The organism is Nonomuraea sp. NPDC051298, assembly GCF_055586305.1.
In genome coordinates, this window is sequence record NZ_JBVJIM010000004.1 from 383,139 (window position 1) to 405,969 (window position 22,831).

Annotated in this window: 16 protein-coding genes and 1 tRNA gene; 7 read left to right on the forward strand and 10 right to left on the reverse strand. The window is 67.2% G+C overall.

Annotated features, from left to right (window positions below):
* Positions 1-5: 5 nt before the first annotated feature.
* The gene (locus ACZ6S0_RS15380; protein WP_465916935.1) at positions 6-878 is read right to left on the reverse strand and encodes a sugar kinase; all 873 of its coding nucleotides are present in this window, start codon (positions 876-878) and stop codon (positions 6-8) included.
* Positions 879-1,070: 192 nt separating this feature from the next.
* Here ACZ6S0_RS15380 and ACZ6S0_RS15385 point away from each other — a divergent pair, with 192 nt between their 5' ends.
* From ACZ6S0_RS15385 to ACZ6S0_RS15400, 4 genes are all read left to right on the forward strand, one after another.
* A complete protein-coding gene (locus tag ACZ6S0_RS15385; protein WP_465916939.1) occupies positions 1,071-1,808 on the forward strand; it encodes a hypothetical protein in 738 nt (245 codons plus the stop codon).
* Positions 1,809-1,988: 180 nt separating this feature from the next.
* The gene (locus ACZ6S0_RS15390) at positions 1,989-2,693 is read left to right on the forward strand and encodes a DUF4344 domain-containing metallopeptidase (protein WP_465916942.1); all 705 of its coding nucleotides are present in this window, start codon (positions 1,989-1,991) and stop codon (positions 2,691-2,693) included.
* A 16-nt stretch (positions 2,694-2,709) separates the two neighbouring features.
* Positions 2,710-3,414 (forward strand): maleylpyruvate isomerase family mycothiol-dependent enzyme, encoded by a 705-nt coding sequence (locus ACZ6S0_RS15395; RefSeq protein ID WP_465916945.1) that lies wholly within the window; start codon positions 2,710-2,712, stop codon positions 3,412-3,414.
* 36 nt (positions 3,415-3,450) lie between these two features.
* Entirely contained in the window at positions 3,451-3,699 is a 249-nt protein-coding gene (locus ACZ6S0_RS15400; RefSeq protein ID WP_465916949.1) for a DUF6343 family protein, read from the forward strand.
* Positions 3,700-3,745: 46 nt separating this feature from the next.
* On the opposite strand, the gene ACZ6S0_RS15405 is transcribed toward ACZ6S0_RS15400, so the two are convergent.
* From ACZ6S0_RS15405 to ACZ6S0_RS15415, 3 genes are all read right to left on the reverse strand, one after another.
* Positions 3,746-4,576, reverse strand: coding sequence for an alpha/beta hydrolase (locus tag ACZ6S0_RS15405; protein WP_465916952.1), 831 nt, complete (start codon positions 4,574-4,576; stop codon positions 3,746-3,748).
* Between the two features lie 112 nt (positions 4,577-4,688).
* Positions 4,689-5,636, reverse strand: coding sequence for a DUF1152 domain-containing protein (locus ACZ6S0_RS15410; RefSeq protein WP_465916956.1), 948 nt, complete (start codon positions 5,634-5,636; stop codon positions 4,689-4,691).
* A gap of 15 nt (positions 5,637-5,651) precedes the next feature.
* Complete coding sequence (locus ACZ6S0_RS15415) at positions 5,652-5,897, reverse strand: type B 50S ribosomal protein L31 (protein ID WP_465916959.1); 246 nt, start codon at positions 5,895-5,897, stop codon at positions 5,652-5,654.
* A 437-nt stretch (positions 5,898-6,334) separates the two neighbouring features.
* On the opposite strand from ACZ6S0_RS15415, the gene recQ reads away from it, so the two are divergent.
* Positions 6,335-8,167 (forward strand): DNA helicase RecQ, encoded by a 1,833-nt coding sequence (gene recQ, locus ACZ6S0_RS15420; RefSeq protein ID WP_465916964.1) that lies wholly within the window; start codon positions 6,335-6,337, stop codon positions 8,165-8,167.
* Positions 8,168-9,527: 1,360 nt separating this feature from the next.
* On the opposite strand, the gene ACZ6S0_RS15425 is transcribed toward recQ, so the two are convergent.
* From ACZ6S0_RS15425 to ACZ6S0_RS15435, 3 genes are all read right to left on the reverse strand, one after another.
* Positions 9,528-11,561 carry a hypothetical protein gene (locus tag ACZ6S0_RS15425; RefSeq protein ID WP_465916970.1) on the reverse strand — a complete coding sequence of 678 codons (2,034 nt, stop codon included), beginning with the start codon at positions 11,559-11,561 and terminating at the stop codon, positions 9,528-9,530.
* On the reverse strand, positions 11,558-11,860 hold the full coding sequence (locus ACZ6S0_RS15430; protein WP_465916974.1) for a hypothetical protein: 303 nt from the start codon (positions 11,858-11,860) through the stop codon (positions 11,558-11,560). The genes ACZ6S0_RS15425 and ACZ6S0_RS15430 overlap by 4 nt, the downstream gene beginning before the upstream one ends.
* A gap of 108 nt (positions 11,861-11,968) precedes the next feature.
* Positions 11,969-12,640: an HAD family hydrolase gene (locus ACZ6S0_RS15435; protein WP_465916978.1), complete on the reverse strand. Its 672-nt coding sequence runs from the start codon at positions 12,638-12,640 to the stop codon at positions 11,969-11,971.
* 877 nt (positions 12,641-13,517) lie between these two features.
* On the opposite strand from ACZ6S0_RS15435, the gene ACZ6S0_RS15440 reads away from it, so the two are divergent.
* Both ACZ6S0_RS15440 and ACZ6S0_RS15445 read left to right on the forward strand, forming a co-directional pair.
* Entirely contained in the window at positions 13,518-19,481 is a 5,964-nt protein-coding gene (locus tag ACZ6S0_RS15440; RefSeq protein ID WP_465916982.1) for a LamG-like jellyroll fold domain-containing protein, read from the forward strand.
* Positions 19,482-19,560: 79 nt separating this feature from the next.
* Positions 19,561-20,172, forward strand: a complete 612-nt coding sequence (locus ACZ6S0_RS15445) for a DUF6461 domain-containing protein (RefSeq protein ID WP_465916986.1) — start codon at positions 19,561-19,563, stop codon at positions 20,170-20,172.
* A gap of 344 nt (positions 20,173-20,516) precedes the next feature.
* Here ACZ6S0_RS15445 and ACZ6S0_RS15450 read toward each other — a convergent pair whose 3' ends face one another.
* The 3 genes from ACZ6S0_RS15450 to ACZ6S0_RS15460 all read right to left on the reverse strand — a co-directional run bounded on the left by ACZ6S0_RS15450 (position 20,517) and on the right by ACZ6S0_RS15460 (position 22,579).
* Entirely contained in the window at positions 20,517-21,056 is a 540-nt protein-coding gene (locus tag ACZ6S0_RS15450; RefSeq protein ID WP_465916990.1) for a hypothetical protein, read from the reverse strand.
* A 441-nt stretch (positions 21,057-21,497) separates the two neighbouring features.
* Positions 21,498-21,563 (reverse strand) — tRNA-OTHER (locus tag ACZ6S0_RS15455).
* Positions 21,564-21,883: 320 nt separating this feature from the next.
* A complete protein-coding gene (locus ACZ6S0_RS15460) occupies positions 21,884-22,579 on the reverse strand; it encodes a maleylpyruvate isomerase family mycothiol-dependent enzyme (RefSeq protein ID WP_465916993.1) in 696 nt (231 codons plus the stop codon).
* Positions 22,580-22,831: the final 252 nt, after the last annotated feature.

The window sequence follows — 22,831 nt, forward strand, 5'->3', positions numbered from 1 at the left end:
CCGGCTCACAGGTCGGCCCTGGTGGGCAACCCCTGCCAGTCGCTGACGCTGGTCACCGCGGCGGCGCTCAACAGCGCCCCGCGGTGCAGGCGTTCCTGGGGGGTGAGGCCGTCGAGCGCGGCGCTGATGTAACCGGCCGCGAACGCCTCTCCCGCCCCCGCCGTGTCCACGACGGGGACCTGCCAGCCCGGCACGTCGTACCGCATCCGGTCGGACCGGGCGGTGGCGCCCTTCGCGCCCCGGTCCACCACGACCTCCCGCTCGGGGGTGAGGGCGGGCTTGACCAGGTCGAGTTCGTCCTGCCGGAGGAAGAGCAGGTGCGACTCGCAGGCCAGCTCGCTCAGCACCTCCTCGGCGTCGCGGACCGAGGCCCACAGCTCGGGGACGTACGCGACGGAGAAGGAGATCATCACCCCGGCCTTCCTGGCCGCGGTGACGGCGGTGCGCACGGCGTCGAGCGCGTCGTGGCCCAGCCCCGCCGTGAGGCCGGTGACGTGCAACATCTTGGCGGCGGCGATCCGGTCGATCGGCACGTTGCCCGCCGCGAGCAGCGACCCGGCCGAGCCGGCGCGGTAGTGGACGACGACGTGCTCCCTGGCCACGCGCGTCTCGCGTAACAGCAGCCCCGTACGCGCGCCCTCGGTCACGCGCATGTCCAGGACGTCCACGCCCTCGCCCCGCAGCACGCTCAGCGCCCTGGCTCCCAGGTCGTCGGCGCCCACCTTGCCCAGATACGCACACTGGTGCCCGAGCCTGGCCAGGGCGACGGCCAGGGTGAACTCGGGGCCGCAGACGTCCATCCGGGCTTCGCTCTCATGGCGCACCCGACCGCTGGACACCACCCCCAGCGGCTCACCCAGCGTGTAGACGTCCGTCATGGGGCCAGACTGTAGTGCGTCGGCATGATCAAACATGTGATTTTCCTGTGTAAGCCCTGGTTAACACCGTGATCAAATATTGCTCCGAACTTTAGCCAACCTTTTCCCTTTCCGGAGCCTCAAAGTAGTAGAGGGAGTCCGGCCACCCCGAGCCGGCTCCAAGTCAATACGGGGAGAGGAATCAGCACCCTCATGAGAAAGATCGCAGTAGGTATCCTTTCCGCTCTTGTGGGCGGCGCCATGCTCGTGTCCGGCGCCGGCATCGCTTCGGCGACCACCAAGACGGACACCCAGCTCCGGATCCGCGACATCACCCCCAACCCGGTGGTCGTGAAGCCGGGCGCCGAGACCACGGCATACTTCGACGTCGGCGCCAGCTCCGACGTCAAGAAGGTCGAGCTCACCCTGTCCCCCGCCGACGGCTTCCACACCATGCGGAACAGGGACGTCAAGGACCTCGAGGGCTGGCGCTTCGCCGCCGGGTTCAACGAGAACGACCCGGCCGGCAAGTGGCGGGCCACCGCCGTCGCCTTCGACGGCGCCGGCAAGGAGATCGCCACGGACTCGGCGTACTTCTCGGTCGAGATCCAGAAGGGCAAGGCCGACACGCGCATCTCGCGCTTCGACGCCGGCCCCTCCAAGGTCCGCAAGGGCAAGTCGATCTCCTTCTCCGGCCGTCTGCAGGTGGACGACGACGGCTGGGAGGGCGTGCGCAACGAGCGCGTCAACATCTACTTCCGGGCCAACGGCTCCAACGCCTGGAAGTGGGTCGCCTCCGACCGCACGTCGTGGGACGGCAAGTTCTACGCCAAGGCGCGTGCCAGCAAGAGCGGCAGCTTCCGTGCCGTGTTCAGCGGTGACGACGAGCTCGAGAGCGCGACGAGCCGCACGGACTACGTGCGGGTCTACGGCTCCTGGTGGCGTGGCTGATCCATCTCGCCGAGGCCCGGTCCCCCTGCGGGGCCGGGCCTCCGGCCTTTTCGAGCCCGGTCCCGTGTGGGCCGGGCTCCGGCATTCCCGGGATCTTTTATCTTTCCGAGGTTTATCGATCACTCAATCGCCGCATGGTGAGTCGCATTGTGTCGACCGAGCCCCCGAAGGAGCACTCGAATGCCGCACCCCGTCGTCGCCCTCGTCCTGAGCATGACGAGCACGCTGGGCGCGGCCCCCTCACCCGGGCTGTCCGTACGCTACGAGGAGCCCGGCTCGCCGCGCGCCGAGCAGGCCGAGCGGCTGCTGAAGGACAGCGGCGCGCTGAAGACCGGCATCCGGCTGCCCGAGCCCGTCCGGGTGGTCGCCCGTGACTGCGACTCCCCCACGGCCGGGTGGAACGCCGGCAAACGCGAGATCACGATCTGCTACTCCCTGGTCGACCGGGTACGCGGCACGATCAAGGGCATCTCCGAGACCGAGGAGACCGACACGCGGGCCGCCGGCGCTCGGCTCGACGGCGCGCTCACCGTGCTCTTCCACCACCAGCTCGGCCACGCGCTGACCACGCTCAACGGCCTGACCGACAGCTCCGGGCAGGCCGACAGGTTCGCCGCGCTGACGCTGCCGGCCGACGCGCCCGAGCGCGTGATCGCCGCCGCCGAGGCCCGCCACCTGCTGGCCGGGCACCTCGACCTCGACCACCTGTCCGGCAGGGCCGAGTCGGCCACGTTCGCCTGCCTGCTCTACGGCGCCGACCCCGCCAAGTACGGCCGCATCGCCGAGGGCGGCTGGGTCCCGGCCGAGCGCGCGCCCTCCTGCCCCGGCGAGTACCGCCGGGTCAAGGCGGCCATCGGCGACCGGGCCGTGAAAGTCGGCACCTGACGGGTAGCGTCCGGGTATGGCCGACGACCTGCTCAAAGACCTCAACCCGTTCGACATCTTCGACACCGAGGCCGCCCGGCTCGACTGGTTCTTCTCGGGGCTCGACGAGACCGGTTGGCGTCGGCCGTCCCGGTGCGCGGGCTGGTCCGTCCGCGACGTGCTGGCCCATCTGGCGGGCGAGGAGCTGTACAACCACGCCTGCCTCGACGGCACCGTGGAGGATCTGATGTCCCAACTGGCCGGGGAGGCCGTCGACGGGTACAACGACTTCAACGAGTGGTGCGTACGCGAGCGCCGCGACCTGCCCGTCGAAGAGGTGCTGGCCGAGTGGCGGGTCAAGAACGGCGAGACGCGTGAGCGCATGCGGGCGCTCGGCCCCGACGCGCTGCTCGAGACGATGGCCGGGCCCTACCCCGTGGGCCTGCAGACATTCCACTACGACTCCGAGTACGCCACCCACGCCGACGACGTGGCCGCGCCCGTCTCCGAGGCCGAGACCGAGGGCCGGACGTTGTGGCGGGTGGCCGTGGGCCGGTTCGTGCTGGCGGAGCAGGACGCCAAGGTGCAGGTCGAGCAGATGCCCGACGCGGTCTGGGTGGCGGCGGGCGGGACCAGCGCGACGCTGTCGTACCCGGAGTTCGTCGAGGCCACGGTGGGCCGTCTGCCGGACTCCCACGACGTCGACCCGCGCGTCGCCGCGGCCCTGAGGTGCCTGGCCTGAGGCCCTGAGGCGCCTCGCTCGAGGAGGGGGACGACCATGTGGCTGCGTAACCGCCAGGGCACCGAGCCGGTGACCGCGCGCAGCCCGCTCCGGGTCCGCCGGATCATGTCGCTCGTCGCCCTGGCGTTCGGCCTCGTGGCGGGTGTGTTCTTCGTCGTGCTCGCCGTACGCACGGGGGAGGAGGTGTGGCGCTGGGAGGCCGGCATCGCCGCCGCCGTGGTGGTCATCGCCGTGATCGACCTGCTGGTGCTGCGCCGCCGCTCCCGCTCTCAGCGCGACGGCTGAGGCCCACGCGCCGCTCTCAGAGGTGCCGCTCTCAGAGGTGCCGCTCTCAGAGGTGCCGCTCCAGGAAGCCCAGGACCGTATGGGCCAGCGTCACGCGGTGGTCCGACAACGCGTGGTCGGTGGGGAGGACGTGGTGTTCGAGCTGTTCGACGGGCTGCGCCAGGTACGCCGCCACGACCGGCTCATGATGCACGTCGGAGGGGGTGACGGTGTCGTGGCCGGTGCCGACGAGGAGCACCGGGCGGTCCGCCAGCAGCGGCGCGAGCCCGGCCAACCGCCACGCGTCGCCTGCGGCCTCCATCTCGGCGACGAGCGCCTCCCCGCTGGTGCCCTGAAGTGGGCCCAGCTCACCGGCGAACGCCTCGACGTAGGCCGCACGGACGCTCGGATCGGCACGGCAGAGCGCCGACGCCGTACCGAAGTCGAACGCGGACACCGAGGCGACCGCCGCGACGGACGGGTCGGCGGCCGCGGTCATCACGGCGGTGAAGCCCCCAAGGCTGTGGCCGACCAGCGCCACCCGGCGCGGATCGAGCCGGTGGGCGGCCACGACGTCAGGGTCGCGCAGCCCGGCCACGACCGCCGCCGCGTCCTGGAGCACGTTGCCCCATGACCACGAGCCGCCGACGCCCCACGAGCCGCGATAGTGGAACACCAACGCCGCGTAGCCCGCCCTGCGCAGCACCTGCGCGAGGTCGAAGTTGCGCTCGTTCCCCGGGAATCCGTGCAGCACCACGACCACCGGATGCGGCCCGGGGCCGGACGGCACGTGCAGCACGCCCAGCAGGGTCGCGCCGCCGCTGTCGAAGGTCACGGCGGGCGTGGTGGCGGGAAAGTCGGGGTCTCGCGGCGGGTCGGCGGAGAAGGGATCGGTCATCAAAGGCTCCAAGGGTCGCACCGAATCAGAACGATCCAGGACGCTAACACCTCATCGAACCGAACGGTACGGTCAGGCGTGGGGCCCGTGCAGGCGTGGGGTTGCTGAAGGCTCAGTGGGGGAACTGTTTGGGCGGCCGGGGCGTCACCTCGTCGCGGAAGTCCTCGATGACCGAGACAACCTGTCGCATCAGGACGGTGTCCGCCAGCCGGTCCAGGTAGAGCGAGCGCCTGGCCAGCGCGTCCAGGTCCACCGCGAAGTAGACGGCCATGAGCGGATTGACGAACAACTCGCCGCCCCGGGTCCTGTCGGTGAAGCGCACGTCCCCGAAGTCGCCGCGCACGGCCGCCGCGATCGAGCCGTTCACGATGCTCGGGTACACCGGCAGCTCGGCCTGGGCATGGGCGACGGCGTCGAGATAGAGCGCGCCCGCCTTCGTGGCCCTGGACACGGAGAACGCGCCCAGGTAGCCGCCCTCGCGTTCGAGCGCCGCCAGGTTCTCCAGCACCTGTACGTGGTTGACGCCGTGATAGGCGTCCACACCGAAGCCCAGGCAGACCACGACCTTCTCGGGAACGTCGAGCGCGTGCGCGGCGGCCAGGCTGGTCATGTCGTCGGCCGGGGTGCCGAGGCCGGCCTCGTCCCCGCGCATGAGGATGTCGGTGCCGCCGTCCACGAGGACGACCGCGTCGAGGCCCAGGTGCTCGGCCAGCCTGGCGTACGCGGCCCCCAGCGGGCGCACGCCGACCTTGGGGAAGGCGTACACGGTGGCCGATTGGCCGTGCGCGGCGAGCCAGCGGGCCAGGCAGCGCTCGGGGAAGTACCAGTCGCGGGCGGGGGTGTCGGGGCCGATCTCGGCGACGTCCTCGAACAGCCAGACGTCGAGGTCGAGCGCGTCGAGGTGGCTGAACGACAGGTTCGCCAGGTGCACCTCCTTGCCCGCCTCGCGCAGGGACAGGGCGAGGGGTAACCCGGCGTACACGTCCGAGCCCCCGCCCGCGCCGGCGACCAGGATCCGTTCGGCCCGGTCGAGGCGGGCAGACAGGGGCGATTCGAACATGCGTCACATACTGCCTCAGCGCTTGCCGTAGCGCTGGTTGAACCGCTCGACCCGGCCCGCGGTGTCGAGGATGCGGCCACGGCCCGTGTAGAAGGGGTGGCTGGCGGACGAGACGTCCACGTCGATGACCGGGTACGCCTTTCCGTCCGCCCACTCGACGGTCTTGTCGCTGGTCAGCGTCGAACGGGTGAGGAAGGCGAAGCCGGCGCTCGGGTCGCGGAAGACGACCGGACGGTAGTCGGGGTGCAGGTTCTTCTTCATGGCCCCTGCAACCAAGCGACAACGGTTTTCATTCCCCGATTGCCGACCGACCCCGCCACCCCACCCGCCACCACGCACGCCGAGGCGGCACCCCGCCCACCCGCACCCCACCCACATCCACCCGGACGACACCCGCACCCCGTCCGCCTCAACCCCTTCCCATGCCGCCGGAGCCGCCCAGCTCACCGGGACGGGCGGTGCCGTCGGCGTTCCGATAATCCGCTCACCGAGACGGGCGGCACCGTCGGCGTTCCGATGATCCGCTCACCGGGACGGGCAGTGCCGTCCGCGTTCCGATGATCCGCGCGGGAACCGTCCGCACCGGCCACCCGACCCCGGTCCACGTCTTACGATCGAAGGGCCCCGGCGCACGGACGCGGGGTCCGCCGTCGGCGGAACTGACACTACGTCCACCCACGAACACGTAAGGTAGCCGCATGGATACCCCCACCGACGTCCTGCATCGCGTGTTCGGCTACGACTCCTTCCGGGCGGGCCAGCAGGAGATCATCGACCACGTCGTGGGCGGCGGTGACGCACTCGTCCTGATGCCCACCGGTGGCGGCAAGTCGCTGTGCTATCAGATCCCCGCCCTGGTGCGCCGTGGCGTGGGCGTGGTCATCTCACCGCTGATCGCGCTGATGCAGGACCAGGTCGACGCGTTGCGGGCGCTCGGCGTACGGGCGGGGTTCCTCAACTCGACACAGGACTTCGACGAACGCCAGCTCGTGGAGTCGGAGTTCCTGGCCGGCGAGCTCGACCTGCTCTACCTCGCCCCCGAGCGGCTGCGGGTCGAGGCCACCCAGCGGCTGCTGGCCAAGGGCGAGATCTCGGTGTTCGCCATCGACGAGGCGCACTGCGTGGCGCAGTGGGGGCACGACTTCCGTCCCGACTACCTCGAGCTGTCCAGGCTGCACGAGCTGTGGCCCGAGGTGCCGCGCATCGCGCTCACCGCCACCGCCACCCCCGCCACGCACGAGGAGATCTCCGCCAGGCTCGGGCTCCAGCAGGCCCGCCACTTCGTGGCCAGCTTCGACCGGCCCAACATCCACTACCGCATCGCGCCGAAAAACGAGCCCAAGCGCCAACTCCTGGAGTTCCTGCGCACCGAGCATGCGGGCGAGTCGGGCATCGTCTACTGCCTGTCCCGGTCCTCGGTCGAGAAGATCGCCGAGTTCCTGGTGGACAACGGCATCGCGGCGGTGCCGTACCACGCGGGCCTCGACGCCCGCACCCGCGCCCTGCACCAGGCTCGCTTCCTGCGGGAAGACGGGCTCGTGGTGGTGGCCACGATCGCGTTCGGCATGGGCATCGACAAGCCCGACGTGCGCTTCGTGGCCCACTTCGACCTGCCGAAGTCGGTGGAGGGCTACTACCAGGAGACCGGGCGGGCGGGGCGCGACGGGCTGCCCGCCACCGCGTGGATGGCCTACGGTCTGCACGACGTCGTCCAACACCGGCGCATGGCGTTGGAGGGCGACGAGGCCCACCGCCGCCGCCAGGTGCTGCACCTCGACGCGATGCTGGCGCTGTGCGAGACCGTGGGCTGCCGGCGGGTGATGCTGCTCGACTACTTCGGGCAGAAGGGCTCGCAGCCGTGCGGAAACTGCGACACCTGCCAGGCTCCTCCCGAGTCGTGGGACGGCACGGTCCCGGCGCAGAAGGTGCTGTCCACGGTGTTCCGGCTGGCCAAGGAGCGGCGGCAGAAGTTCGGGGTGGGGCAGGTGGTCGACATCCTGCTCGGCAAGAAGACCGCCAAGGTGCTGCAGCACGGGCACGAGACGCTCAAGGTGTTCGGCGTCGGGGCCGACCTGGGCAACGCGGAGTGGCACGGGGTCGTCCGGCAACTGCTGGCCCAGGGGCTGCTGGCGGTGGAGTCCGACCACGGGACACTGGTGCTGACGGAGGAGAGTTCAGCGGTGCTGCGCGGGCAGCGAGAGGTGCCCCTGCGCCGAGACACCCTGCGCCCGGCCCGCGTGAAGACGGCCTCCGGGTCGAAGTCCGCCCAGGCCGTCGTGGAGCTGCCGCCGGAGGCCGCCCCCCTGTTCGAACGCCTGCGCTCGTGGCGCGGCTCGATCGCCAAGGAGCAGGGGGTGCCCGCCTACGTCATCTTCCACGACGCGACCCTGCGAGAGATCGCCACGCTCCGACCCGCCTCGCTGACCGAGCTGAGCAGGGTGAACGGGGTCGGGGAGAACAAGCTGGCCAAATACGGAGAGCAGGTCCTGGAAACACTCCGCGAAGAAGACCCCACCCCTCCCCTCCTCTGACCCCAAACACCCCAGATCCACCCCTAAACCCCCGACACGGCACCCCAGGCCGGGGCCGAGGGCCGAGGGCCGGGGGCGGAGTGCCATGATCGCCGCTCCCCCAACCGCCCGTCAGGCACGCAGCCGTCCGTCCAGGGCGCACTTGTCCGTACGGGGCACGGTCGTTCGTACAGACCGCCAGTCGTCCGTACCGGGCACGATCGCCTGTACGGGCCGCCAGTGGCCCGTACGGGACGCGGTCGTTCGTACGGGGCGCACTTGTCCGTACGAGCCGCCAGTGACCTGTACGGGGCGCAGTCCTTCGTACAGGGCGCGCTTGTCCGTACCGTACGAGGCGCAGTCCTTCGTACGGGGCGCCAATCTGCCCGTACGACGCGCGGGCGGGCAACGGCAGGCGCAGGGGTGCACGACGAGCCACTGGTCGGCCGGGCCTGGCCTTTGTCGTCCAGCTCGGCCGTTCTCTTGGAACGGGCCCCACTTCGTCTCTCGCGAAGACTGACGCGTCTACGGTGAGAGGGCGAGCCAAGTCGCATCGCCACATGCCTTGACCTGCTGAAACATACTGATTAGTTCGTTCAGCAAGCTTGATCATCCCGCGTATGTCCCGCGTCACCACCGACTGCGGTCACCACGTCATCCGGTGGCACGCCGACCCGGAGCGCAGGGCCGCCAGGCCCGAGCGCCGGAAGCGGCGCGGCAGTAAAGTACTGCTTGCAATTGATCGCCTTGGGGCGTGGGCGAGAAGGTCGATGCTCCATGCAGCTATGGCGCGAGCTACTCCAGCACAGACGCCGCCATACGTAGCGCAGTAGTCAGGGGGAGGAAGGACGGAGAAGGAGGGGACGGAGTTGCCGGGCGAATTCGATGACGTCCGCTTGGTGATCTCGGCCTGGCGCGCCTTGGTAGAGCGTGATGGAAAGAAGTTTGGTGCCCTGTGTCGTCCATGCGGATACGGAGGCCCCCAAGGGCTCTCCATTCTCGCCCCTGACGATCGTGCTATAGCCGGGACCCACTCCAACAGGCAGGATAACGCCTTTGTCGGCGACCCTTCTGCGTTCGAGCCCTTCCTGTGAAAAGGCTAGGTCGTCTTGAAGCTCGATCGACAATCTCGCTGGCTCTTTGGTGTCTGCGGATTTCGATATGATGCAGTATCTGAAATGGGTGAGTGAATCTGTGCCACTGGTGTAGAAGCCGGTCATGCCTGTTGCGCGGGCTATGGCCTGCTCGGAGAGTACGCCACATTCACCGGGAGACGCGGTAACTGCCCCTAGGGGAGTCCGGTCCTTCGGCGGCGGAGGGGATGAACAAGAGACAGCTGCGGCTGCCACGGCGATCAACAGGAGCGCTGATGGATACGCCCTCATTCGTCGGCCTTAGGGTAGGGAGGCGGCGACGGTCTGAAGCCGTCCTCTACTGCGTCGCTGACGTCCTTGAACATGCCTGAAGCCGCTCCTTGTTCCAGCCAATCCAGATACGCGATCTTCTGAAGCGTCGTCATAGCGTCGCGAGGAAGGATCTCCCCATCCTTGATAAAGTCCTGCGGAGAGCCTTTTGCGTAGTTCTCGGATGCATGGGGATGTGTAGTCGCTGCCTCCGTGTCTTCTCCGAACAGGCCGTTTCGCATCATAGCATCTGCGGTCAGGTCCTTGAAAAGTTCTCGACTCGTAGATAGAGCCGTCTCTGCCTTCTCGCGCGCTTTCGTGCCCTCTTCGAATTTAACTTGAGCCCCAGCAGTGTCATCAAGGAATTCAAATCCCGCCACAACCCACTCGCCTGCTGGTGTGAGCATAAGTTTGACTGTGCTGGCAGCGGTATCCTTCATGATCTGGTTGGTCTTATCTCGCGCGTCCGCTGCGTTTACCTCGGACAAGTTTCCGGCGTCCACAACGAAATGAAGTGACTTGCTCAGATCGAAAACCCTCGCTTTGAAGTCTTCGGCCGCATCGCCAGCCATGTTGCCCCGTAAGAACTTCTGTTTCTGTATGTCAACTTCGGCCTTGGAGGCGTTCGAATGACTCTCGCGCCAAGCTTCAAAGGCGCTCTTATTCGCTTGCGCAATCTGCGCGGCCTGAGCGTCTAGAGCCATCGCACTGTATTTGCCATGCGCGGCGATGACGGTCTTTAGAGCCTCGGGATCCTTGAATGCCCATGTCATCGCACGTTTGGACTCGTCATAGCCGAACACAGCGCCATAAGGTTGCTTCCCCGGAAGCGCTGAGTCCGAATCCGGCAGCGGCGTGACACCGAGATACTCCGGTGTCTTAGGAGAGATGCGGTTGACGTCACTTATGTAGGCCGCGAAGACGCGGCCGGCGTTCTGCCGGGTATCGGGAAGGTTGGCCTGCGCCCGCGGGTCTGACCAGAAGTGGACGGCCCAGGACGCGATCAAGGCCGACTTGTACCCACGTGAACTGCCAGGAGGCTGGCCGTGGTCACGGAAGGTTGTGGTGGCCGCCTCGATAGCCCGGCCGAGTTCGCCGCTGCCGCCGCCCCAGGAGTTGTCCCGCATCAGGAAGGACAAGGGTTTGCGAGCGGGGTCGGTGAAGAAGTCCTGGGCGACTCGGGCGTTGTTCGCCAGAGCGGCGGCGATCCCTGAGCCGAACCCGATGACGTCCTGTCGTTCGGCGGGCGGCTTCTGCGTGTTGTCGAAGACCTTGTTGGCGATCTCACGCAGGAACGCGTCATCGAAGGTCCCATGCCGCAGCAGATTGCCAACGATGGTGCCGCTCAGCACCTCGTCATCTGAGGCGATGAGCGCGTCGGCGTAACCCTTGGGTAACTTCATCTCGCCGGCGCCTCGCGAGGCCGTGCCCAGCGTCACTCCCAGTGCCGCCACCAGACGATCGATATCCGGGGACGGCGGGTTGTTGTAGAGAGAACCGTTCTGCGAGAGGTAGAGATCCTTCAGCAGCGCCTTGAGTTCCTTGGGCGGCATCTCCTTGGCAAAGGCGACAGCGAAGTAGGGATCGCTTTGGTGCTTTTCCAGCAGTTCCAGAAGCTCGCGGCCGATGGCCTTCTGGCCGCCGACGAAGGCGGCGTCCTTTTGCGCCTGCCGGAGGTGGCCGGCGACCGACTTGGCTGCCGCGGCCCCGCTCGCTGGCGAGTTCGACACCCAGAGTGTCTCATCGGCCCACACCACTCCCTTGTCGAGCCCGATCTTCTGGGTGGAGATGATGAGGTCCAAACGGCGCTGGAGGTCGGGAATGTGCTGGGCGATCTGGGAGGCGACGTCCCTGAGCGTGCCTGGTCCGGACATGCTGGCGCCGATCGAGGTCAACGCTCTGCCGATCTGCGCGTCCGCGTCTGGCCACGACCGCTCCAGGCGCTTGATCTCGCTGATCAGCTGGGTCATCAGCGCGGGGTCGATGCCGATCCGGTTCGGGGCAGGGCTCATCCGCGCGCCGTCCCCGGCAGGTTCAGGGGTGGTGGCCGAACTCCCAAGGGGTCTGTCGGATCTGTCGACTTGGCAGGATCGGGACGTGCGGACTCGACCAGCGCCAGGGCCCGGTTGAAGACGCCTCGATAGGCGGCCTCCCACACCTGGCAGTCCTTGAGCAGCTTGTCGGCGGCCTTGCCCTTCATCGCGCCGTCTTGGAGCAGGCCGATGAGCTTGCGCACGTCGTTGGCGTGCTGGTCGCGTACCTGCTCGATCGTGCGCCGAGCGGCAGTGATCTGCTCCTGGGACGCCATCATCCTGGATCCTTTGGATCTTGAGGACGACTATCTATGGGATCAATGTGACGATAAAGGGCTGTCGTAGCGCCGTCGAGCCGAACTGCTCATACGGCATGAGATCAACATTCATCCCGGCTGGTGCGTATCACGCATGATGGCAATCGCCTCGGCCACGTCCGCCACCACGTGATCGGCACGATGTTCGTGCCCGAGCCACGTCCCCCGATCGACCCAGATCCCGCGCAGGCCCGCAGCTTGAGCACCCGCGATGTCCGCGACGAGGTTGTCGCCCACCATCCAACCGCCCTCGGCGAGACTGGCTCCGCACCGCTGAGCCGCGATCTGGAAGAGCCGGGTATCGGGCTTCCGGACACCTTCAACCCCTGACAAGGCATAGCCGTCGACCATGTCGGCCAGCCCGGTCCGGCGTAGCTTGCCGAGCTGGTTGTCCGCCATGCCGTTGGCGACGATCCCCACCCGCCATCCCGCGGCGCGCAGGCCGGCTAATCCGGTGAGGACGCCGGGATAGCACTGTACGAGGTGGGGCATGCGGCGGCGGTAGCCGGCCCACAGCTCCTCGACCGGCTCGGGCAGCGCGAAGTGCTCGCGGACCTTGGTGAAGAATGCTTCTCGGTGCGGCTGTGTCACTCGATCCTGGGAGACCAGCCAGGCGACGCCCTCGGGGTCCAGATGGTGCTGCGCGGCGAACTCCTCGGCCCACCGGCTGAACGCGGTGTCAAGGTCGATGAGTGTTCTGTCGAGGTCAAAGAGGGCGAGGCGCTGCACGCCGACGATCATAGAAAGCAGCGGTTCGGCCGTGCCAGCCACCTCTATCTATCTGCGGCTGACCTCGGGAAACACCTTCAAGATCATCCCCCGTATGTCCCCAGAACACTGTCCCACGGCTGCATGCGGGTGCCTCTGGCGGCCTTACAGGGGTCTGGAAAGCAAAAGACCTGCGGCACCCGCTTTAGGAGAGCTCGAGTCATTTCGTGTCCAACATGTCTACTGATGGGCGATATCTGATTGCTGTGCACCGTGCATTGGCCCCTCAGTCAGGACCTCCTATTGTCCGTCGCTTGACGGGCGTTTGGCCTGGTCAAAAAAATACTCGCGGTCGGAGCCTTGCAAGAAGTTCCCGCTCTTAAGATGTGGGCGTCGGGGAAGGAGTCTGATGTCGTTGCCGCCTCCCTCAACGCATCGTCCCAGCTCAACAAGAGAAACACCTGTAACTGCTGCGTGATCCTTGGCCATCACTGTCCGCTGTCCGTCGGCCTACCAGGCCATCAGCCGCCGCTGCGACCGCATCACCGTGAGCGGGTGGCGTGACGCGGGAACCGTAGGTAGCTGACGGGATTGCTGGTCAGCAGCCCGTCACGGACCGCCCGTTCGGTGCCGCCCCGCAGCGTCGTGTGAACACGTTGCAACATCGTAGGGGCAAGGGCCGCCCGTATCGGTTCCGGCGCCGGGCCAGCGTCTTGAACAGCTGGCGCATCCGCTGGCTCGACGGCTCCGCCAGCCGTATCCGCCCCAAGGCCAGGGACAAGGCGGAGCCCGACGTGATCGGCGTACCCCTGCCGTGTTCGCGGCCGAATCTTTTGATCGCTGCCGAGCCAGGCCCTCGAAGCCACTCCGCCCCGGTGCATGTGGTGCCAACCGTCCGGCCAGGACACACATGGACAGATTGCCGCTCGACAAGGCGGGTCCACGCGATCTGTGCTCACGGAGCATCTCGTTCCCGATACTGAAAACGATCTTTACTTTATCGCTCCCTTATGTCACGATCAAGCCTGTTTTGCCACATCTGTTCGAAAGGTTACGAGTGAACACACGCCGATTAGTGTCCGGCTTATCCGGCCGGACGCGCCGCCGCGCTGCCCTGATCGCGGCTCTGACGCTGCCGCTCTCGCTCATGAGCGCACCCGCGACCGCCCAGAGCCCTACGCCATCCCCTACCTCGACACCCAAATCGACAGCCGCGACCACGGAGTCGACGCTCAAGGCGGCGTGGGAAGAGGCGGCCAAATCCGGTAAGCCCGTCGAGGTTCCCTCCCGCTCCACCGAGACCATGAAGGTCTGGGCGAACACCGATGGCAAGAACATGCGAGCTGAGCTGTCCACCCGGCCCGTTCAGCTCAAGAACCCGGCCAGCGGCGCTTGGGAACCCATCGACACCCGCATCGTCACGCGCAACGGCAAGCTGCAGGCCGCCCGGGTCAAGACCCCGCTGACCTTCGGCGGGCGTGGCGCCAAGCATCTGGTATCCGCGGCCGGGGAGCACGGCGAGATCGGTCTGGGCGTGACGCGCGTGCTCCCCGAACCCAAGGTCTCCGGTAACGCGGTCACCTACCCCGACGCCGTCGCACCGGGCGCGGACCTGGTGGTGCTGGCCCAGGCCGACGGCTTCATCTCCCAGGTGGTCTTCCGGCAGCGGCCCACCGGCCCAGTCACCGTACGGCTGCCGCTCACCCTGCCCGAGAGCACCACCTTCGGTAAGACACCGCAAGGGCTGCCACAGCTCAAGGACGCCAAGGGCGAGGCCAAGGCCGCGCCGATCGTGCTGACCGCGACGGATGCCAAGGTGGAGACCGCCCCCGAGCAGGGCAGAACCTCCTCCGTCAAGGCGCAGGTCGAGACCACCGGCAAGACCTCGGAGCTGGTGTTCTCCCCGGATGAGAAGTTCCTGGCCGACCCCGCGGTGACCTACCCGGTGACCGTCGCCGCGTCCTCCATCTGGTTCGGCGGCGGCGCCCCCGACGACGCCTGGATCAGTAAGAACGACCCCTACAACAACAACGCCGCGGCCGGGTACCTTCGCGCGGGCACCACCTCGACCAGCGCGGACGTCGCCCGCGTGTACATGAAATTCGACACCACCGACCCCGTGTTGCAGGGCGCCACCGTCAACGACGCGGACCTGCGCATGTGGAACTACAAGTCCGGCGGACCCAACGGACAGCTGTGCGGGGAGACCATGGGCGCCGGCATCCGGGCCGCGCGCGTCACCGCCGACTGGACCCTCGACGGGACGATCGACAGCCTGGACTGGTACAACCAGCCCCCGAGCACGGCGGCCGAGACGGTGAACCAGGCAGGCTACAACTACGACGCCGACCCCGCCAGTTGGTGCGCCAAGGACGAGGAACTCTTCTACGAGGTCACCGCCATGACCCGCGCCTGGATTCAGCAAGGCGTGCCCAACCATGGGATCGTGCTGAAGGCCGCCAGCGAAACCGCCGCCATCAACTGGCGCCAGTACTACTCCAGCCAATTCGGCGGTGGTGAACCTTACCCGGGCTACCGTCACCCTCCCGCACTCATCATCGACTACACGCCCGCGCCTACGGAGACCAAATGGGTGAAGTTCGAGTCTGACGACGACTTCACAGAGTTTCCCACCTATCAGCAAGCTACGGCGCTGGAGGCGGAGCCCCTGGACGACACCGTCAACTGGGCGCTGAGTGACCAGGAGGCCGACGAGATCGAAAAGCTGGGCGTGGGCACCCCCTACGAGATCGACACCAACCGTCTGCAGCCACTGCCGGACGACGTCGAGGTCGATCCGGCCACCCTGGATCCCAATGAGGTTCCGGCCGGTGATCTCCCGCTGGACGAGACGAAGCCCACGGTCACAGACGTGCGTCCCGTCGCCGACAGCACCGGCGTCCCAGTCGGCACCACGATCACGGCGACCTTCAGCGAAGCCGTCTGGGAGCCGAAGATCACTGTCAAGGATGCCGCAGGGACCACGGTCCAGGGAGCGGCGAGCCTGGATACCACCAGGAAGATCCTCACCTTCACCCCTGCTGCGCCGCTGAAGCCCGCGACCGACTATGACGCGGAGGTGAGCGAGGCCTACGACGAGGAGGGCAACCAGCAGACCTCGCATTCCTGGCGCTTCGCCACCGAGAACGACACGACGCCGCCGACCGTCTCCGCGGTCACTCCGGCGGCTCAGGCGACGGGGGTTCCGGTCACTGCACCGGTCACGGTGACGTTCAGCGAAGCGGTCACCGATGCGCAGTTCACGCTAAAGGATCCGGCCGGTATGGCGGTCGCTGGCACGAGTTCCATGGATGCCACCGCTCGGGTGCTCACGTTCACGCCGACCCAACCGCTGTCTGAGAACACTGCGTACGGTGCCGAGGTACTCGGAGCCAAGGATGTCGCGGGTAATGCCATGGCTCAGCCGCACACCTGGTCGTTTACCACCGGCGCGAAGGCACCATCAGGGCTCGTGGCCGCCTACGGCATGAGCGAGGGCGCCGGCACAAACGTGAGCGACACCTCCGGCCACGCCAACGCGGGGGTGGCGACCGCCACCTCGTGGCAGAACGGCAAGTACGGCAAGGCGCTGATGTTCAACGGCTCCTCCAGTATGGTCACCGTCGCGCACGCCGCGTCGTTGCGCTTGACGACCGGGATGACGCTCTCGGCCTGGGTCAACCCGGCCACGGTCGCTGACTGGCGCAGCGTGGTGGGCAAGGAGTTGAGCGCTGGCGGTGTCTCCTATCTCCTGTACGCGGCCGATGGTGACTCAGTTCCGTCTGGCTGGGTGAAACTCTCCGCTTCGGGACACGCGATGGCCGACGGTGTTGCTCCCTTGTCGGTGAACACGTGGAGCCACCTGGCGTTCACCTATGACGGAGCCGCCCTGCGGTTGTTTGTCAACGGACAGCAGGTCGCCGAGACTCCGCACAGTGAAAGCCTCATTGACGACGGTAGCCCGCTGCGCATCGGCGGCAACTCCATCTGGGGCGAGTTCTTCAGCGGCTTGATCGACGAGGTGCGTGTCTACAACCGCGCGCAGAGCGCCGCCGAGATCCAGACTGACATGATCACCCCGATCGGTGAGACGGCGCCGCCGGACACCCAGGCGCCGACCGCGCCCGGTTCGCTCGCCGCGACGGGTGGCCCCGGCAGCGCGCAGCTCACCTGGACGGCCTCGACGGACAACGTGGGCGTGGACGGCTACAGAATTCACCGCTCCACGACGCCGGGAATCACTCCGTCGGCCGCGAACCAGGTCGGCTCGTCGCCGACCACCACGTTCACCGACGCGGGCCTCGCGGCGGGGACGTACTACTACCGGGTCCGCGGCGTCGACGCGGCCGGTAACCTCGGCCCGTCCTCGAACGAGGTCTCGGCCAGCGTCACGGCCCCGCCGACGAACCCGGGCCTGGTGGCCGCGTACGGCATGGAAGAGGGCACGGGCACGACCGTGGGCGACTCCTCCGGGAAGAACAACACCGGAGCCGCCACCGACACCACCTGGACGACGACCGGCAAGCACGGCAAGGCCCTCTCGTTCAACGGCACCACCAGCTGGGTCACCGTGCCGCACGTCGAATCGCTGCGCTTGAAGAATGCGCTGACGTACTCGGCATGGGTCAAGCCGGCGACAGTGGACGGCTGGCGCACCGTGCTGATGAAGGAGAAGGCCAACGGCGCTGCGTACGGGCTGTACGCGTCCGTCGGTGATGTCCCCCTGGGCTGGCTGGAAAACGCCGCCGGCTCCAAGTCGGTGGTGGGCGACGATCCGCTGCCGCTGAACCAATGGAGTCACCTGGCTGTCACCTACAACGGCACGATCATCACCATGTACCTGAACGGTACCCAGATCGACCAGACGCCGATGACCGGCGGCCTCGCCGACGACGGCGGCGTGCTACGTCTCGGCGGCAACAACGTCTGGGAGGACGAGTTCTTCAGCGGCGCGATCGACGAGGTACGCATCTACAACCGCGTCCAGACCGCGACCGAGATCCAGACCGACATGAACACCCCCGTCGGTGCCGCTCCAGCGCCGGCTGCGGCCGCACGGCGGACCGACTCCACCGGCATTGCCATCGGCATCGAGAAACTGGCGATATCCGAGAACAAGGGCACCACCCCGCAGTTCACCGCCTGGACGTCGGACTTTGATGGCCGCCCGGCGTCAGTAGAGGTGGAGGTTGCCCGCCAACCGGCCAAGTCGCAGAGCGCCACGCAGACGGCGACCAGCGTGTCGGCATGGTCAGGCAAGGTGACCGCGAAGGCTGATGTCTCGCGTCACACAGTGCGGGTCCCGGCAGGCAAGCTCCACAAGGGCGAGCGGCTGCGGTGGCGCGCGCGTGCGACGGTCGACGACGTCCCGGGCGCCTGGTCGGAGTGGCAGACGTTCACGGTCGGCGACCCGCGGGCGGGTGGCGGATCGCCAACGCAGAACGACGTCCAGGCCCCTCCGGCATCGGGCGCACCGGCCTCCTCGGCATCGCCCGCTACGGCTGCGGCCGCGACGTCTGACCCGAACACGAGCGGTCCGTTCAGCTATGAGCGGATGAATCTCGCCGAGTGCAACAATGCGCGACTCACTCAATCTCCCCGGCCCAATCATGGGTTCGGCTGGACCGTTGTCAGGCCCTATACCGGCTGCTACAGCAGAGTCCTGGGTTGGGGTGACTGGGATATCGATCTGCTCACCGGCCTACCGAGGACCCGGTGCCCGAAGAGCATGGGTGTGATGATGACGGCCACCGTGGTCGCGCACACCTATCTGGGCACCAAGAACGGCTCGCCTGTTGTCCATGGCGCGGGGACCGACTACACGGCCAGGGATATCAGCGTCTGGGTCGGCATCACCAATGTGCACACTGTGGGCGCCAATTGCCAGCCCACTACTGCGCACGACGGCTTGACAGTCCAGATCACGGGCGACGTCGCGGGGTCTGAGGGCTCCAGTTGCTCGATGGTCGAAGGAGCGAACCGGACCACGACAATCGGGGGCCTCAAGAGAGGCAGCACCGACGAATTCGTCTTCCGATCCGGAGGCAAGTCGTTCGGCAACTGCACCCTGCGCCCCAAGCTGTATCCGCCTGCCAACGTCCCCAAGCTGGATCCGAGCCCCTTCCGCTTGTGGCAATATCTGGCCACCGAACAGGGACCCCCGACCGTCAAGGGCGACCTGCCCTTCGTCGCGCGTTGCGACAGCGAGCGCATCAGCTACCGCGTCCGGGTGAACGACAGAACCACGTGGAGAGGGAACACCGGAGGGTGCCGCTTCCTCGGCGTTGACCGGGTCTACACCATGTACACCGGAGACTCTCACCGTGGAGAGGTGGCGCAGCACATCCGATTCGCCTTCCAGCATCCGCGGGACACGGATCCAAAGGTAACCAAGGAGGGAACGCCCATCACCAAGAACTTCCCCGGCAACTACGACGGGTGCCTGAACTCGCCCGACCCAGCTCATTGCCGGATAGTTCCCTTGACCAAGCGGGCCAACAGAGACCGGGTCCCAGCTCCGGACGGAGCGCTGTACAACTCGAAGAACTCCAACAACCTGGACAAGTACTGCAAGGATCTTCCCGGACGTGACGATCCGAACAAACAATGCGACGAATACCCGTTCGCGTCCACCTGGCAGGCGATCGGCGTCGACGGCAAGATGGAGAACAACGTCTGGGTTCCTTCTCTCAACGCCTCACTCCGCATGGTAAGCACGGACCACAACCAGGCCGCAGGTCGCGACCTGGGCGCTTTCTACGCCCGATATCGTGTCCTTCCCAACGCAACCCTCGAAGGGGGCTTACAGAATCGGCCCGGTAACGCCTTCTTCGTGAGAATAAAAGACGGCGCACCGCCAACGCCTTCTTCGTGACAACCAAGCAAGGTAACCCGTAACCCACCTTTGAGGAGGGGGCATCCATGGGATGCCCCCTCCTGTTCGAGAGGCGGCCATGCAGTCACCGACCTACCTGCACGACCTTCTGACCTCGACCCTCTTCACGGAGGGGCTCGACGGCGACATGGACCTGTGGGCGCTGGGATTCAGCGCCATCTGGATCAAGGGCGCGGATCTCGACACGCTCGCTCCGATCTACCAGTTGGACCTCTCCACCCGCACCGCGTGCCACCTGAGTGAGATCCTCGATCGGAACATCGACGACGAATCTCTCTGGATCGCCGAGGTCGGAGACTGGATCAGCATCGTGCCGGCAACCGCCGACCGCGACCATCTGCTGTCCATCACCGCAGGCGGTCGTGAGGCCTTCGGCCTCAGCATGGACATCAGCAATCGGGACTACCTCCATTACGCTCGCGACGGACGTCTGGTGACCTCATTCAGTCCTTCCCAGCCGGAGATACGCTTCGGCAACGACCCGTACGCGCTCGATCATCTGATGGAGGGGCTGCGCTTCCAGATCAGCGCGGACGACGTCTTCGACGATCGCGTCGACCGGGAGGAGAGCGTCAGCTCTGCCTTGGCCTTGATCGGGCGCTTCACAGGAACCGACATCGCCGCCGACTGGTTCGAGGCGCAGCACTCGTGCATCCGGCCCACCTCCTGACGACTCATGCTCAGCCCGTGCGGTACATAGCCAGGCGCGCGTCGACGGGCTGACTATTCGCGATGATCTCGGCGGCCACACAGGGATGCCACACCGTCGGCGAGCCGCCGATGCCCCAGCGGGTTCGTGCCGGGCCGCGCACGTCGATCAGGAGTAGATCGACGCTAACGGTCAGTACGTTGCCCGCCCTGCTGCTGGTGGCAGAAGGTGCGCGGCCGGATATGACCGTAGTCGGAGTCGGCACACAGAGAGCGAAACGAGGCCGCAGCGGCCAACTCCTCTGCCGGCACGGCGATGACCGGGGGAAGCTTGGTGGTGCAGGCGGCCGGTTCTAAGGACCTCGTTCACGCATTCGCCGTCCAGGCCGGTGGTGCGCAGTGCCAGGGTCCACCGCCATGCTGATGATCTCCGGCAGCTTCTCGGGCTGGGATGGTGGCGAGCGTGGCGATGCCGGGGGTCGGCGGCGGACAGGTCGCGCATCTGCTTGTTGAGGAACAGGGCGGGTCGTTCCACTTCGGCGGGGCAGACGGGAGGGCGAGCCGGTTGGGCCGGACCAGCCATGCGCGGTCGATGTGGATGCCGGTCAGGGGCTCGCCCAGGGCAAAAGTGGCCAGCATGTCGCCGTGTGCCGCGAAGGTCACCGAGACGTGCAGGTTGACGGTCGAGCTCAGGCCCAGCGCGTCTCCGCCGGACGCGGTCAGCCGCCGCAGCAGCGCCGAACCACTGCCGGCCCAGGACACTGGCTCGTTCAAAACCGCCCCGTCATGCTCCACGGCGAGCAACGTCGCACGCCCGAACCCTCCCTCCTCGTCCTTACGGTCCTCGACAGCGTCCCCGTCGTCGCCCCAGAGCGCCACCTGGCGCTTTCCCCAGTCGGCGGCCACGGCACCCCGGAGGGATCGGTCTCTATGCCGCAGCACCTCATTGACGGCGACGCTTTTGATTCAGGTGACCCCCACTGGGTCGGGGGAGATGTCTTCGATGCTCGTGTAGTCGCTCATGACTTCTTGTCCGTTCTCCGTGGGTCTCGGGCACAGCCTGAGGCCTGCGCCGAGACCAAGGCGAAGTTTGCGCACGTATTTGGCACGATCGGCGGCTGTCGTTGTCCGGTAGCCGGGCGGCCTCACCGGTTACCGGATGCTCGGATGGCCCGCAATCCCGGTTTGACCTGGGGAAACGCACTCAAGATCATCCCGCATATGTCCCCTGATCATGGTCTTACGGCTGCATGCGGGCACCGTCTGCTGCCTACCAAGGTCACAAAAATAGAGGACCTGCGGCTGAAAAATCGCAGGTCAGGGGCCGGAAATGCCGATCTAGCTGAGTGCCCCCGGCAGGATTCGAACCTGCGGCACCCGCTTTTAGGAGGGCGGGTGCGGCTTCGGTGGGGCACGGTGCGGGTGGGGGTGTCGGGAGAGGGCTTGGTGGTGGCGACGGCCGCACGAAGAACGGTCGTCGCCACCACGTTGGTCGGCCCGTCCGCGGCCATGCTTTGCGCCGCCTCGTGGACCGGGCCGGACGATCTTTGCCCCCTGGCACGGTGTGGTCTGCGTGAGCGTCCCGGCCTTGGCCGGTCGCTATTACCGATCTTCTCACCGTATCGGTAGTGACGTCGCGGGTTCAGAGGGAGCGGTGCCGGATATGTGGGCTGACTTTGCGCAACAAGGTGATCGTACGGCGTGCGGGCGGTGAGTGTGGAGTGTGCCGACGGTCAGTTGTGGGCGAACCAGTCTGGATGGCGGCCCAGGTAGGCGAGGAGGTGGTCCTGCGCGGGCGCGTACGCGGGCACCCGCACCGGCGGCGCGAACCTGACCGGACGGTCCTCTTCCGTGACGAACAGGTGGGCCAGGTCGAGCAGTTCCTCGGCCATGAGAGGCGGGATCGGGTGGGGCTCGCCACAGGCTCGGGCCACGTCCCAGCCGTGTACGGCGATCTCGATGGCCCCTGCCACAGCCACCATGGGGGCGGTCAGGTGGCGGTCGCCCACAGAGACGAGGTCGTCCTCAGCGGTCGTGGCGGTCGGGGCAGTGAGGGCGACGGTGGCGGCCCATCGGCCGAGCACCTCCGTGGCGCCGTCCCTAAGCAGGAGGGCGTCGAACGGACGGGCGGTAGGTGGTGGTGCGCCTTCCTGGGCCGGATAGGGGGTGGTGGCGTGGCGGACCTGATGGTGGGTGGTGACGTGGTCGGCCGGATGAGGGCTGGTGACGTGGTGGAAGGTGGCGGCCTCGTTCAAGGCGTGGAGGGAGTCGTTCAGGTGCTCCAGCAGCCGCTGCAGGTTCCAGCCCGCGCAGGGAGTCGCCCGGCAGAGTGCGGCGGGAGTCACCACGCGCAGGCTGCCGAGCGTGTAGTCGATCGCCCGCTCCAGCAGCGCCACGCTCGCCATCAGCACCTGTCGTTGCTCGCCCATATCGCCTCCTCGTGGATGGAGACCCACGCCGAGATGAAAAATCATCGCCTCGCGGACGGCATTTCCCGCTGGCACCGGGGTTCGCGACACTGAGGCCGCGGTTGCGAGGGCTCGAGTGATGGGGGCTCCAATGGCGATGGAGGGGTCGGGAGGAGAAGGGCCGGGTGGCGATGGGGGGCCGCGTGGAGATGGGGGCCAGGTCGCGATGAGGGCCGGGTCGCGATGAGGGGCCAGGTGGCGATGCGGTCGGAT